Origin of the sequence: Collinsella aerofaciens, assembly GCF_020181355.1 — a bacterium.
Classification (GTDB): Bacteria; Actinomycetota; Coriobacteriia; order Coriobacteriales; family Coriobacteriaceae; genus Collinsella.
Map to the genome: position 1 here is coordinate 1,170,494 of NZ_CP084004.1, position 13,095 is coordinate 1,183,588.

Annotated in this window: 10 protein-coding genes; 6 read left to right on the forward strand and 4 right to left on the reverse strand. The window is 60.9% G+C overall.

All coding sequences use genetic code 11. The features are described from left to right. Window positions 1-6 precede the first annotated feature (6 nt). Window positions 7-1,098, reverse strand: a complete 1,092-nt coding sequence (locus LCQ44_RS05060; protein ID WP_225093211.1) for an ATP-binding protein — start codon at window positions 1,096-1,098, stop codon at window positions 7-9. A 481-nt stretch (window positions 1,099-1,579) separates the two neighbouring features. Here LCQ44_RS05060 and LCQ44_RS05065 point away from each other — a divergent pair, with 481 nt between their 5' ends. Beyond that, on the forward strand, window positions 1,580-2,272 hold the full coding sequence (locus LCQ44_RS05065) for a GntR family transcriptional regulator (protein WP_195404028.1): 693 nt from the start codon (window positions 1,580-1,582) through the stop codon (window positions 2,270-2,272). Window positions 2,273-2,663: 391 nt separating this feature from the next. Here LCQ44_RS05065 and eda read toward each other — a convergent pair whose 3' ends face one another. Next, window positions 2,664-3,305, reverse strand: coding sequence for a bifunctional 4-hydroxy-2-oxoglutarate aldolase/2-dehydro-3-deoxy-phosphogluconate aldolase (gene eda, locus LCQ44_RS05070; RefSeq protein WP_225093212.1), 642 nt, complete (start codon window positions 3,303-3,305; stop codon window positions 2,664-2,666). A gap of 253 nt (window positions 3,306-3,558) precedes the next feature. Then, window positions 3,559-4,593, reverse strand: a complete 1,035-nt coding sequence (locus LCQ44_RS05075; RefSeq protein ID WP_225093213.1) for a sugar kinase — start codon at window positions 4,591-4,593, stop codon at window positions 3,559-3,561. A gap of 236 nt (window positions 4,594-4,829) precedes the next feature. Between LCQ44_RS05075 and LCQ44_RS05080 the strand changes: the two genes are divergently transcribed. The 5 genes from LCQ44_RS05080 (at window position 4,830) to ligA (ending at window position 12,182) form a co-directional block, all read left to right on the forward strand. Further along, the gene (locus LCQ44_RS05080) at window positions 4,830-5,852 is read left to right on the forward strand and encodes a LacI family DNA-binding transcriptional regulator (RefSeq protein ID WP_225093214.1); all 1,023 of its coding nucleotides are present in this window, start codon (window positions 4,830-4,832) and stop codon (window positions 5,850-5,852) included. Window positions 5,853-5,986: 134 nt separating this feature from the next. Beyond that, a complete protein-coding gene (locus tag LCQ44_RS05085) occupies window positions 5,987-7,324 on the forward strand; it encodes a glutamine synthetase family protein (protein WP_225093215.1) in 1,338 nt (445 codons plus the stop codon). Window positions 7,325-7,374: 50 nt separating this feature from the next. After that, window positions 7,375-8,034: a response regulator transcription factor gene (locus LCQ44_RS05090; RefSeq protein WP_225093216.1), complete on the forward strand. Its 660-nt coding sequence runs from the start codon at window positions 7,375-7,377 to the stop codon at window positions 8,032-8,034. Between the two features lie 208 nt (window positions 8,035-8,242). Further along, the gene (locus tag LCQ44_RS05095; protein ID WP_225093217.1) at window positions 8,243-9,703 is read left to right on the forward strand and encodes a S1C family serine protease; all 1,461 of its coding nucleotides are present in this window, start codon (window positions 8,243-8,245) and stop codon (window positions 9,701-9,703) included. A gap of 250 nt (window positions 9,704-9,953) precedes the next feature. After that, window positions 9,954-12,182, forward strand: a complete 2,229-nt coding sequence (ligA, locus tag LCQ44_RS05100) for an NAD-dependent DNA ligase LigA (RefSeq protein WP_225093218.1) — start codon at window positions 9,954-9,956, stop codon at window positions 12,180-12,182. 57 nt (window positions 12,183-12,239) lie between these two features. Here ligA and LCQ44_RS05105 read toward each other — a convergent pair whose 3' ends face one another. Next, complete coding sequence (locus tag LCQ44_RS05105) at window positions 12,240-13,079, reverse strand: MerR family transcriptional regulator (RefSeq protein ID WP_225094238.1); 840 nt, start codon at window positions 13,077-13,079, stop codon at window positions 12,240-12,242. Between the last annotated feature and the right edge of the window lie 16 nt (window positions 13,080-13,095).

Below are 13,095 nucleotides of genomic sequence, written 5' to 3' on the forward strand. Positions count from 1 at the left end.
CCGTTTCTACAGTTCAACTTCCAGTTCGGCTTTGTGCTCGTAGAGGTAGTCGCGCATGTAGGGGATGGCAAATGAGACCTTGCCGTACGAGGGAGCCTCGATAATCGATTCTCTTAACAGGCGGCTGCGGACGGAACTCACCTGTTGAGGCGTTTTGTTTAGGGCATCGGCAACCATGCTGGTCGAGCTCGTCTGCCCCAAAGACGCCATGCTCAGCAGATAAGCGATGCACGTGGGCGGAATGCGCTGCAGCGCGGGCTCAATCACCATGGCACAGAAGCGTTCGCGTGCCGTTGCAATGCCGCGCTCGGCTTCTTCTTCTCCAATAATCGGTGTATGTGCGCGTCTTGCCAACTGCCATGCGTAGTATCCAACGAGTTGGATCATGAAAGGATAACCTTGCGTTGCCTCGGCAAGTTGGCCGGCAATGCCTGGCTGCAACTCCATGCCAGACGCTTCAATGGTTTCCTCGAGGGAGTACGACACTTCGGTTACTGCCACAGCCTTCAGGTCAAAGGGGAGGGCACGGCGCAAAAACGTAAGTGTCTTTCCGTTGATGATGCTTTCAATCATCGAAGGCAGCCCCGCAAAAACAAAGGCGATATCAAGGTCTTCGCCGATAACCTGCTGAATCGCAATGGAGAGCGTTCGGACCTCATCGAGCTCTGCGTCTTGAACCTCGTCGAGAGTGATGAGCAGGCCATTTTCATTCTTGGATATTGTCTGTCTCATGGCGTCGCGTAGCGATGGACCGATTCGCTCAATGTCTATGCTGCCGATGGATATGCCAGCTACGGTGGGCTCAAATCTGGCGTGTTTGGCCTGGAATTTGGGCTGCAGCTGTTCGAGAATGCGTTGGCAAAGTCCCTCGGTTGCGACCTCTTTTATGACCGTCCAGCCACGGCTTTGCGCCAAACGTGAGCACTCGTCAAGGAGGACCGTCTTGCCTGTTCCACGGACGCCGGCTATGCGCATTAGGCGCCCCGGGGCACCAGGCCCGTTGACGAGGCCTTCACTGAATTCTTCGAGCACATCTTCGCGGCCGATAATCGTGGGAGGTGTTTTACCTGCTGTGGGCTTAAAAGGGTTTGTTTGCATGTGAGCCACCTTTGCTCAAGATATAGCAAGATATAGCAAAGTATAGCAAGATATAGCAAAGTAAGCGCTACTCGCGGGTTTTGCGGTGGTGCTATTTTCCAAATGCCGCGCGGATAAAGCGCTGGTCGAACAGCTTGTTGGCAACTCACGAGGGCTCGGGGTGCCAATTTGGGATGGAGTAGTGCTGTGCCACGAATAGGGCCTATCTACTACGTTTAAGCCGCAGAGGTCAACCATAGCCGGCTTTTTCGAAAATCGACAAGCTGTCTACCTGCGGTTTTGTTTTCACGGTTTTCGGTATGGCCGAGGCTATCCGTGTTAACGTAGTAGATGGGCCACTTTTGTGGCAAGGGGGCCGATCTGCGGGCCAGGGTAGCTAAAAGAGCCCCGTCCCAAAAAGACTGATTGGGAGCTGGGGCGTGTCGATGCGATAGTATTGCATGGTGGTATTCGACTAACCGAGGGTTTATCCGAGGGCTTTATGGAACAGCACCAGCATTATCAGAGCCTGCAAGATCAGGCATACAACGCATTGCGCTCCAAGATTATCTATGCCGAGCTCAAGCCCGGCACGCGCCTTTCGGCGATTGGTCTGGAAAAGGAGACGGGAATCGGGCGCACGCCCATTCGCGAGTCATTTGTGCGCCTGCGTGAGCAGGAGCTGGTGGAAACGCGTCCCAAAAGCGGCACCTATGTCTCGAAAATCAGCATGGAGCGCGCCGAGAACGCCTGCTTTTTGCGCGAGAAGCTCGAGAGAAGCGTGCTTATTAAATGCTGTTCGGCCGCCTCGCCCGAGCAAAAGCAGCGGCTTGAGCAGATTCTTACCGAGTCCGAGTCGCTCGACCATGGCGAAACGCGCCGCTTCTTTGACCTGGATAACCTGTTCCATGAGACGTGTTTTGAGATTGCCGGTCGTCACATGTTGTGGGATTGGATGAAGAGCATCAACACGCATTTTGAGCGATACAACTGGTTGCGTATGGTGTCGCAGGACCTGGATTGGGAGCCGATTCGTCGACAGCATCGTCGGATTCTTGAGGCCATTAAGAGGGGCGATACCGACGCGGCGAGCTATCTGGCAGAGACACACTTGCACCTGATGCCCGAGGAGCAGGGCCCGGTTATCGCCTTGCATCCCGACTATTTTGAGCTGTCCAAAGACTCGTTTATCTAATCAATCCCCATATAAGTTGCGGTGAAATAGGGACTGTTTTGCGGCCTAGGTGGCGCAAACAGTCCCTATTTCACCGCAACTGCGTTGGGGCGTAACCGGGGCACAAAGCTGCGGCACCGCTTGGAGGAAAAGACCGGAAGCAAGGGTCCATTCCTCCAGACGGCGCCGCAGCTGTTTTGGTGGCTCGGCTTTTGTCGAAGTGTCTTAGTTGAGCGCGACTGCCAGCCGAGTAGGCAAAGCGGCTCGGGGGCGTGTCGCTTCCGTCACGTTCTATCAGCATACAAGACGGTTTTGGTTCTTGCTCGTGACGGAAACGGCGCGCTTCCGAGCCGCTTTAAAAGAAAGGGGGCGAGGTCTAGGACACGCCCCCTTTCACGATAGAGAGCTAAACCTAGCCGCGGACCTTCTTGACGACGTCCATGGCCTCGCGGGCGATCTGCTCGACCTTGGAGAAGTCGCCGTCAGCGAACAGGGCCGGCTTGACCATCCAAGTGCCACCGCAGGCGATGATGGCGGAGGAGCTCAGGTACTCCTCGACGTTGGCAGTGCTCACGCCGCCGGTGGGCATAAAGCGGTGACCGACAAACGGAGCGGCGAGGGCCTTGATGGTGTTCAGGCCGCCATACTGGGACGCGGGGAAGAACTTGGTGACCTTGAGGCCCAGGTTCTCGGCTGCGGTGACCTCGGAGGGGGTTACGGTGCCGGGAAGGACAGGCAGGTCGATGTTGATGCAGTGCTTCACAACGTCCTCGTTGTAACCCGGGGAGACGATGAACTTGGCACCGGCTGCGCGGGCCTGCTCAACCTGCTCGACGGTCAGGACAGTGCCGGCGCCAACGCACATCTCGGGCTCGGCCTCGGCCATAGCGGCGATGCACTCGGCGGCGCAGGCGGTGCGGAAGGTGACCTCGGCGGACTTCATGCCAGCTGCCATAAGGGCGTGGGCGAGCGGAGCGGCGTCCTCGACCTTGTCGAGCACGACGACCGGCACGATGCCCAGGGACTCAAGCGTGGTGTAGAACTGATCGAACATAATGTTCCTTTCGATGTATGGCGCGCGTGGGCGCGTGATTGCCAAATATGCTGGTCAGGAGCCGATTTTGGATTGGTTATCGGAGGCACTGCTTGGGGTTCAAGCAATTCCAAAACCAGCTGCTCGACCAGTCATGTAGGGAATGCCAGGCAAAACCGGAATGGGACTGGTGGTTTTGTCCGGCCGGAGGAATCGGGGAGCGGGCCGCAGGGGTATGGGATTGGAAAGCTGCGGCCCGCGGAATGGAGACGGACTAGCGCGCGACGCGGGTGCCACCGTCGGCGGCGGATGCCACGGCTGCGATCTCGTCTGCGGTCACCAAGTTGGAATCGCCCTTGATGGTGAGCTTGAGGATCGAGGCTGCAATCGCGTAGTTGACGGCGTCCTGCGGGTCAAAGTCGTTGATGAGGGCATGGACGAGGCCGGCGTTGAAAGCGTCGCCGGCGGCAACGCCCTCGAGCACGTGCACGTCGTGAGCGGGGGAGAACCAGTGCGCGCCGCTCTCGGCGTCATAGAGCATGCCCATCCAGATGGAGCGCTCGACGCAGGAGATGTTGCGGACGACCGAAGCGACCTTCTTGCAGCCGTACTCGGCGCAGATCTGACGGGCCATCTCGACGTAGGTGTCGCGCTCCTCAATGCCGTGGGCAAGGGAGCCGGAGACGCAGGTCATGCCGAGGCCGGCGGGTGCGTCCTCATCGTTGGCGATGCAGACGTCGACGAGCGGCAGGAGTTCCTTCATGGTGGCCTGCGACTTCTCGGGCGACCACATCTTGCCGCGATAGTTGACGTCACACACGGTGGTGATGCCCTTGGCGCGGCAGGCGGTGAGGGCATCCTTGCACGCAGCGGCCATCTCGTCGGAGACAGCGGGCGTCACGCCGGAGAAATAGAAGACATCGATGCCCTTGAGGATCTCGTCCCAGTCAAAGACGTCGCGCTTGGCCATGTTAATGGCAGAGTACTTGCGGTCGTAGACGCAGCCGTTGCCGCGCTGCGAGGCACCGACCTCAAAGACATAGGAGCCCAGGCGATCGCCCTGACGCACGACGCGCGTGGTGTCGACGTCGTAGACCTTCAACGAACGCAGAGCGCACTCGCCCAGACGGTTGGCCGGGACAACGGAGACGTAAGCGGCCTTGTCGCCCTGGTAGGCCAGGGAAAGCGCGGTGTTGGCCTCGGCGCCGCCGTAGCGGACATCAAACTCGGTCGCCTGCTCAATGCGCAGATGGTCTTTGGGCGAGAGCCTCATCATGATCTCGCCGAAGGTAAGAACCGTTTTACCCATGGTTGCGCAGCTCTTTCTTGCTCGTGCGTACACCTTTGATATGGCGTTGGCACGGAGGTGCCAAGACGGTAGGGTACATCTTTGCACCTACGTGCCAACGCTCGCCGAAATCGGTTTACGAAATCGGTTTCGTTTCGAGTTGTAGTATACTCACCTACAGCGTTTTGCAAGCGAGATTTTTAAAAAAAATGCCTAAAATGGCTCAGACTGCTGACAATTGGGAAACGGGGTGCGCCATGGCGCAGATGAGAATCAAGGACATTGCCGCCGAGGCGGGCGTGAGCCCGGCCACGGTCTCGCGCTATCTCAACAACCGCCCCGGGCAGATGACCGAGGAAACCCGCGCTCGCATCGCGGCGGTTATCGAGCGCACCGGCTATCGCCCACGTGCCGCCGCACGCAATCTGCGCAGCTCGCGCACCAACCTCATCGGCGTGATCCTGGCCGACATCGCCAACCCGTTCTCGAGCGCCATGCTCGAAGGACTTTCCGCCAGCGCCGCTGCGCGCGGCTGCTCGCTCATGACGGCCATTAGTGGTAACGACCCCGCTAAGGAAGCGGAGTCGCTCACCAGACTTATCGATGCCGGCGTGGACGGCCTGGTCGTCAACACCTGCGGAGGTAATGACGAGGCGATCGCCGCGGCAGCGGGACGTCTGCCCGTTGTGCTGCTCGACCGCGATGTTGCCGACGGCGGTGTCGATCTGGTGACATCTAACAACCGTGAGCTGGTCGCCGGGTTGGTGGACGCTTTGGCCGCTGCGGGCAGCGAGCGCCTGTGCCTGCTCACTGAGGCAAGCGACGACAGCCCCGTGCGTCGTGAGCGCGCCGAGGCCTTTGCCGACGAGCTTTCGCGACGCGACCTTGCGGGCGAGGTCGTCACCTTGGCCGACGGGGGCGCCGCAGGCGTCGGTCGCTTGGACGAGACCATCCGCGGCTATGCAGGCAAAAAGCTCGGCCTTATCGCCGTCAACGGCCTGGTTTTCCTGCGTCTGACCGAGGCGTTGGCACAGCTGGGACCCTCGTTGCCGGCGGGTCTCAAGATTGCGACGTTTGACGATTACCCCTGGAACCACGTGCTCTTTGGCGGTGTGACCACGGCCGCGCAAGACACCCTTACCATTGCCGAACGCGTGGTCGAGCGCCTGTCCGAGCGCATCGACGTTGTTACCACCACCGTGGGCGAAGCCGCAAAGCTGGCACCCAAACGCATCGAGATCCCCGGCCACATCGAACACCGCGCATCGACCTCGCGCTAGCCGCTCGTTCGCAACTGCCTGTTCGCACACGTTTTTTGAGCGCTTGATACGCTTTAACCCTGCGGAAACATTTTTCTGCGATAGTATCTGCGATATAGACCAGTCGAAACCCGCCCGAAAGAAAGGGGAGCGACATGAACCAGCAGAACATCGATTACGTACTCCGCTCCGTAGAGCAGCGTGACATCCGCTTTGTGCGTCTGTGGTTTGTCGACATTCTCGGCCGCCTCAAGAACTTTGCCATTAGCCCCGAGGACCTCGAGGTCGCTTTTGAGGAGGGTATTGGCTTTGACGGCTCCGCCATCGAGGGCTTTGCCACGCCCGAGGAAGCCGACATGCTGGCGTTTCCCGATGCTTCGACCTTCCAGATTCTGCCGTGGCGCCCGAGCCATAACGGCGTCGCCCGCGTGTTCTGCGACGTGTGCACTCCCGATCGCAAGCCGTTTGCCGGCGACCCGCGCGATGCCCTGCGCCGCATGTTCTACAGGGCCGAGAAGGCCGGCTATCTGCTCAACGTGGGCGCCGAGCTGGAGTACTACTATTTTCCCGACGAGCACACGCCCGAGCCGCTCGACAACGTGGGCTACTTCGATCTTTCGGTGAGCGATGCCGCTCGCGACCTGCGCCGCAACACGGTCCTCACGCTCGAGAAGATGTCCGTGCCCGTGGAGTACACCTTCCACGCCGCCGGCCGCTCGCAGCATGGCATGAGCCTGCGCCACGCCGAGGCCCTGAGCATGTCCGACGCCATCACCACGGCCAAGCTCATCATTAAGCAGCAGGCTTACGAGAGCGGTTGCCACGCCTCCTTTATGCCCAAGCCGTTGGCGGGCGAGGACGGCAGCGCTATGTTCCTGTGCCAGTCGCTATTCGACCACGACGGCAACAACGTCTTTTGGGGCGAGGACGACGAGAAGTACCACCTCTCCGATATCGCCAAGCACTACATGGCCGGCATCCTGGCGCACGCGCGCGAGATCAGCGCCATCACCAACCCCACGGTCAACTCGTACAAGCGCATTACCACGGGCGGCGACTCCGTGCCGCAGTACGCCACGTGGGGCCTGCGTAACCGCGCGAGTATGGTCCGCATTCCGGTCTACAAGCCCGGCAAGCAGCTGTCCACGCGCATCGAGCTGCGCAGTCCCGATCCCATGGCCAATCCGTACCTGGTCAACGCCGTCACGCTGGCGGCTGGTCTGGACGGCCTCGAGCGCAAGCTGGAGCTCCCGCCCGAGGCCACGGCCGAGACGCTCAAGCTCACCGACCGTCAGATGGTCGAGGCCGGCTACACGCCGCTGCCGCGCTCGCTCAAAGAGGCGCTCGACGTCTTTGAGGGCTCGCAGTTTATGAAGGATGCCCTCGGCGAGCACATCCACAGCTTCTTCCTCAAAAAGAAGCGCGACGAATGGCATAAGTTTGAGTCCACGATCACCGAGTGGGAGATCAAGCACTACCTGGCGAACTCCTAATCGCGCTGGCTTGTTCCAGTACGATTGAGCTCATTTCCTTGGAGGCCGATATGTCCGAAAAGAGTGCCCTGTTCATGGCGCGCACGACGCGCTTCCACGAGTTTGCCCGCAGCTTGACGACCACCCTGGGTGTTGAGGTGAGCCTGGCTACCCCCGATTCGCCGACTGCGGCGCACGACTTTGACCTGCTGATCCTCGATTCCGACGGCATCCGCAGCGACCGCATCGATCAGATTGCCAAGTGGCTTGACGATCGCGGCGGCGTCCCCATGTTGGTGATCGTCGACGACGAGGCGCTCGGCACCCTGCGCCTGCCGAATCACGCGCATGCCGACTTTGTATGCCCCACGGCGACGCCCAACGAACTCAAGGCTCGCGCACAGCGCCTGATGGGCGAGGAGGAGACCGTCGCCGCCGATGTGCTCAACATCGATAACCTCGAGATTAACCTTGCCACCTACCAGGTGACGCTCGACGATGAGCCCATCGACCTGACGCTGATGGAGTACTCGCTGCTGAGCTTTTTGGCGACGCACCCCAACCGCGCCTACAGCCGCGAAGTGCTGCTGCACCGCGTGTGGGGCTTTGAGTACTGCGGCGGCACGCGCACCGTCGACGTGCACATTCGACGCATCCGTTCCAAGGTGGGCCCGCAGATCGCGGCACACATCACCACCGTCCGCGGCGTGGGCTATCTGTTTAAGGACTAGATTTCCACCGCAAGGGGGACAGGCGCCTTTGCGGTGGTTTTGCCGCAGGTGCGGGTTCCTTTCGAGTTTGCAGTAGAACTTAAGCCTTCCTAAAAGATTGCGTTCTCATACACGTGCACCCGCATATTGGGGTACAACTCATCGTGAACAATGATGGCCCGCCACGTGTTTGGCGGGCCTTTGGTTATTTGACGAAAGGATTGCAGCTATGAGCGAGAACGATTCCCAGCGTCCCCAGGATGCGGGCCACGCCGGCGAGACTCAGCAGCAACCGCGCGTACAGGTGGAGTCGACGCCTGCCGACGGCAACATTCCCTACGTGCAGGCCTACGACACGCAGACCGGCAAGCCGCTGGGCGGCCAGCAGGTTGTAAACAAGCACACGGTGGTCAAGACCAAAACCAAAAAGCTGCCGATCTTTATTACGGCACTCGCCGGCTGTGCCTGCGGCGCCCTGCTGGTCATTGCGCTCATTATGAGCGGCACGCTCGATATCGGCGGCGGCAGGAACGCCGTGACGGCGGGTGCTTCGGGTTCATCGACGCAAAAGATCACCATCGACTCCGAGGACACCACGCTGGCCGAGGCCGTCTCTGCCAAGGCCCTGCCCTCCGTCGTTTCCATCACCGCTACTTCGAGTGGCAGCCAGAATGGCTCGCTTTCGCAGTCTGCCGACGAGTCGGATAGTTCGGGCAGCGTCGGTTCGGGCGTTGTGCTCGATACCGAGGGCCACATCCTCACCAACAACCACGTGGTCGATGGTTACGACCAGTACGTGGTGACCATGGACGACGGAACCACGTACGAGGCCGAGTTCGTGGGCAACGATGCTTCGAGCGACCTGGCCGTCATCAAGCTCAAGGATGCTGACGCCTCCAAGCTCACGCCGATTGAGATTGGTGATTCCTCCAAGCTCAACGTGGGCGAGTGGGTCATGGCGATCGGCTCGCCGTTCGGCAACGAGCAGTCTGTCTCCACGGGCATTGTGTCGGCGCTCTATCGCTCCACGGCCATGAGCTCTACCAACGGTAACACCATCTATGCCAACATGATCCAGACCGATGCCGCCATCAACCCGGGCAACTCCGGCGGCGCGCTCGTCAACGACAATGGTGAGCTGGTGGGCATTAATTCGCTTATCGAGAGCTATTCGGGCTCCAGCTCGGGCGTGGGCTTTGCCATTCCGGTTAACTACGCCAAGAACATTGCCGACCAGATCATCGACGGTAAGACGCCGGTGCACCCGTACCTGGGCGCCACGCTTTCGAGCGTCAACGCGCTCAACGCCCGCACCAACAAGCTGAGCACCGATAGCGGCGCGTATGTGGCGAGCGTCGTTGAGGATGGCCCTGCTGCCAAGGCCGGCATCCAGGAGGGCGATGTCATTACCAAGCTGGGCGACGACGAGATTACGAGTGCCGATGGCCTGATCATCGCCCTGCGCAGCCACGAGGTGGGCGAGAAGGTCGAGATCACGCTCATGCGCGGCAAGGAAGAGAAGAAGGTCACCGTCGAGCTGGGCTCCGATGAGGAGCTGCAGAACCAGCAGCAGGATGACAGCGCGACCGACACCGGCAACGGCGGTATTACCGACGAGCAGCTGCGCCAGTATCTGGAGGAGCTGTTGGGCCAGCAGGGCCAGGGTCAAGGCTACGGTCAGGGCTACTAGCGAGCCGTATCGCGTATATCGAGGCCAGAGGGGGCTGTCCCATCAACGTGGGGCAGTCCCCTCTTTTCTTATTGATCCGTTGGGGACGGAGGAAAATGGATCATTTAGAGTTGATAAGAGCATGGTTTAATCGCGCAATCCATCCCGGTGCGTCGACTGCCGATTCGATGCGGTTCGAAAGGGTTATTCGGCGCCATGGTGACCGGTGGTACTCTAGTATCCGTTTGAAATCGAGCGAAGGAGTGCCGCTATGGAGCAATCGAGCCTGTTTGGTGACGGCGTGGACATCGATACCGAAACGCCCACGAGCACGGATACCGTTGCGCCGACCGATGCCCGTGCCCAGGCGGCAGCGCGTGCGGCCGAGCTGCGCCACGAGCTCGATTACCACGCCTATCGCTACTACATGCTCGACGCGCCCGAGATCACGGACGCCGCCTTTGACAAAATGCTCGTTGAGCTGCAAGAAATCGAGGCGACCTACCCCGACCTGGTGACGCCCGACAGCTATACCCAGCGCGTTGGCGGCTACGTGAGCGAGCAGTTTACGCCAGTCACGCACATGGCGCGCATGTATTCCATGGACGATGCCATGGACCTGGACGAGCTCGACGCATGGCTCCAACGCGCCGAGGATGCCCTCGGTGCCGGCAATGTCACCTATACCTGCGAGCTTAAGATCGACGGTCTGGGTGTGGCCCTTACCTACCAAAACGGCACCTTTGTGCGCGCCGCTACGCGCGGTGACGGCACAACGGGCGAGGACGTGTCGCTCAACGTCCGTACCATCAAGGACGTGCCTATGCACCTGTCCGAGCCGGCGCTCGCTCACATGGGTGCCGACCGCGAGCGCACCATCGAGGTGCGCGGCGAGGTCTATATGCCCAAAGGCAGCTTTGTTCGTCTGAATGAAGAGGCCGATGCCGAGGGCCGCGACCCCTTCGCCAACCCGCGCAACGCCGCTGCTGGCAGCCTGCGTCAGAAGGATCCCAAGGTTACGGCGCGGCGCGACCTGGCCACCTTTATCTATGCCATCGCCGATACCGATCCACTGCACGTCCACAGCCAGCGCGAGTTCCTCGATTGGCTGCGTAGCGCCGGCTTTAGCGTCAACCCCAACGTGGCTCGCTGTGCCACGCCGGCCGAGGTCCACGAGTTCTGCGCCCAGGCGCTCGAGCATCGCGGCGACCTGGACTACGACATCGACGGCGTGGTCGTAAAGGTCGACAGCTTTCAGCAGCAGCTCGACCTGGGCTTTACCGCCCGCGCACCGCGCTGGGCCATTGCCTTTAAGTTTCCGCCCGAGGAAAAGCAGACCGTCCTGCGCGAGATTCGCATCCAGGTGGGTCGCACCGGTGTGCTCACGCCGGTTGCCGAGTTCGATCCGGTGACGGTTGCCGGCTCCACCATCGCGCGCGCCACGCTGCACAACATCGACGAGATCCGTCGCAAAAACGTGCGCGAGGGCGACACTATTATCGTGCACAAGGCGGGCGACGTAATCCCCGAGGTCGTGGGTCCGGTGCTCGACAAGCGCCCGGCTGATTCGGTCGACTGGCACATGCCCGAGGTCTGCCCCGTGTGCGGCAGCCCCGTGGTTCACGAGGATGGCGAGGTCGCTTACCGCTGTGTCTCCATCGACTGCCCCGCGCAGCTCAAGGAGCGCCTGCTCCACTGGGTGAGCCGCGGCTGCATGGACGTCGACGGCCTGGGCGACGAGATCGTCGACAAGATGATCGCCGCCGGGCTGATTCACGACGTCGCGGACTTCTATCAGCTCACGGTCGACGACATCGCAGGCCTGGACACGGGCCGCGTGTACGCCAGCTCTAACAGCAAAAAGGGCGTCAAGAAGGGCGACCCCATTCCGGTAGGCCTCAAGACGGCCGAGAAAATCATCGCCGAGCTCAACAAGTCCAAGAGCCAGCCGCTCGGTCGCGTGCTATTTGCCCTGGGCATCCGCCACGTGGGCAAGAGCGTGGGCGAGGTCATCGCCGAGCGATTCCTGTCGATTGACAAGCTCATCTTGGCGAGTGAAGAGGACATCGCCGAGTGCGAGGGCATCGGCCCCAAGATTGCGGCGAGCGTCAAGCAGTTCCTGGCCGTGCCCGAGAACCTTGCAGTGCTGGAACGTCTGCGCCAGGCGGGCCTTTCGCTCGAGGTCGACTTGGGCGCTGCGCACGCGCAAGCCGCAGCTGACGCTGGCGTGGCGGGCGAGCTCGCCGACGCACAGCCACTCGCGGGTCTGACCTTCGTGCTGACAGGCACGCTCGTCAACCGCACCCGCGACGAGGCGGGCGCGGCGCTCAAGGTGCTCGGCGCCAAGGTTTCGGGCAGTGTGTCAAAGAAGACGAGCTATCTGGTCGTCGGCCCCAAAGCGGGCTCCAAACTCACCAAGGCCGAGCAGCTGGGCGTACCCGTGCTGGACGAGGACGCGCTCGAGCAGATCCTTGCGACCGGTGAGGTGCCCCAGGCTTAGCGCATCGATAACCAAATTGAAGAACCGCCCGGAAGCACGATGCCTTCCGGGCGGATCTTATTTGGACGGGGCAACCGGCACCGTGATCTGCGTCACGTAGGTTGCCGGATCATCGCTAATGATGTCGTCGATCAGGGCAATCTCGCGCGATGGACCGGCGGGTATCAGGTTATGTTTGCGCATATAGCCGAGCAGCTGCTTATAGCGCGGGCCCGCTTGCCCGTGCGCGCCGCGAAAGCTTATGGCCAGGCAGCGCGCGGTGGATCGCGTCTCGACGTCGCCCACGTAATCATCGGTGTCATCGAGTAGTAGAAAGACCTCGTCGTAGCCATCAAAGTCGCCGGCGGCGAGGCGCTCGGCGCTAATCCCAACGCCCAAGTTGCCCAGAAAGACAAAGGTCTCGTGCTGGCCCTTCTGCAGTTGACGGATCTGCCACTCCAGCGCATAGGCGTCGGTAGGGTTGACGCGTTCGCGCAACACGGCGCAGCGAAGCTCGGGCGCATCGATTGTGCAAATGGTATCGAGCTCGATGTTCAAGGCATTGTGCAGCAGGGCAAGCCGGTTATCGATTTTGCGCGACACACGCTCTAGCTCACGTCGCTTGCGCTCGATGAGCTTTTGCTGCTGAGCCAGCTGCCGCTGCATAAGGTTCACGTCGCGCGTGGTCACAAACTCGCGGATTTGCGCGAGCGGTAAGTCGAGAACACGCAGGCGGCTGATGGTGTTGAGAGTGGAGAGCTGCCGCGATCCGTAGTAGCGGTACCCACTCGCCGGATCGATGTGCGCCGGGTCCAGCAAGCCCATCTGCTCGTAATGACGTAGCGTGCCTACGCTCAGGTTAAACAGGCGTGCCACCTCACCAATGCGGAGCAGGCCCTCGGTATGTTCGGTTGGCATGTCGGTCACAGGACCG

What these genes read in the sequence shown, in the direction of transcription:
- LCQ44_RS05080 (WP_225093214.1), top strand. Translation starts at nt 4,830, where the DNA reads ATGGCGCAGATGAGAATCAAGGACATTGCCGCCGAGGCGGGCGTGAGC.
- LCQ44_RS05065 (WP_195404028.1), top strand. Translation starts at nt 1,580, where the DNA reads ATGGAACAGCACCAGCATTATCAGAGCCTGCAAGATCAGGCATACAAC.
- LCQ44_RS05075 (WP_225093213.1), bottom strand. Translation starts at nt 4,593, where the DNA reads ATGGGTAAAACGGTTCTTACCTTCGGCGAGATCATGATGAGGCTCTCG.
- LCQ44_RS05085 (WP_225093215.1), top strand. Translation starts at nt 5,987, where the DNA reads ATGAACCAGCAGAACATCGATTACGTACTCCGCTCCGTAGAGCAGCGT.
- LCQ44_RS05095 (WP_225093217.1), top strand. Translation starts at nt 8,243, where the DNA reads ATGAGCGAGAACGATTCCCAGCGTCCCCAGGATGCGGGCCACGCCGGC.
- ligA (WP_225093218.1), top strand. Translation starts at nt 9,954, where the DNA reads ATGGAGCAATCGAGCCTGTTTGGTGACGGCGTGGACATCGATACCGAA.
- LCQ44_RS05060 (WP_225093211.1), bottom strand. Translation starts at nt 1,098, where the DNA reads ATGCAAACAAACCCTTTTAAGCCCACAGCAGGTAAAACACCTCCCACG.
- LCQ44_RS05090 (WP_225093216.1), top strand. Translation starts at nt 7,375, where the DNA reads ATGTCCGAAAAGAGTGCCCTGTTCATGGCGCGCACGACGCGCTTCCAC.
- LCQ44_RS05105 (WP_225094238.1), bottom strand. Translation starts at nt 13,079, where the DNA reads ATGCCAACCGAACATACCGAGGGCCTGCTCCGCATTGGTGAGGTGGCA.
- eda (WP_225093212.1), bottom strand. Translation starts at nt 3,305, where the DNA reads ATGTTCGATCAGTTCTACACCACGCTTGAGTCCCTGGGCATCGTGCCG.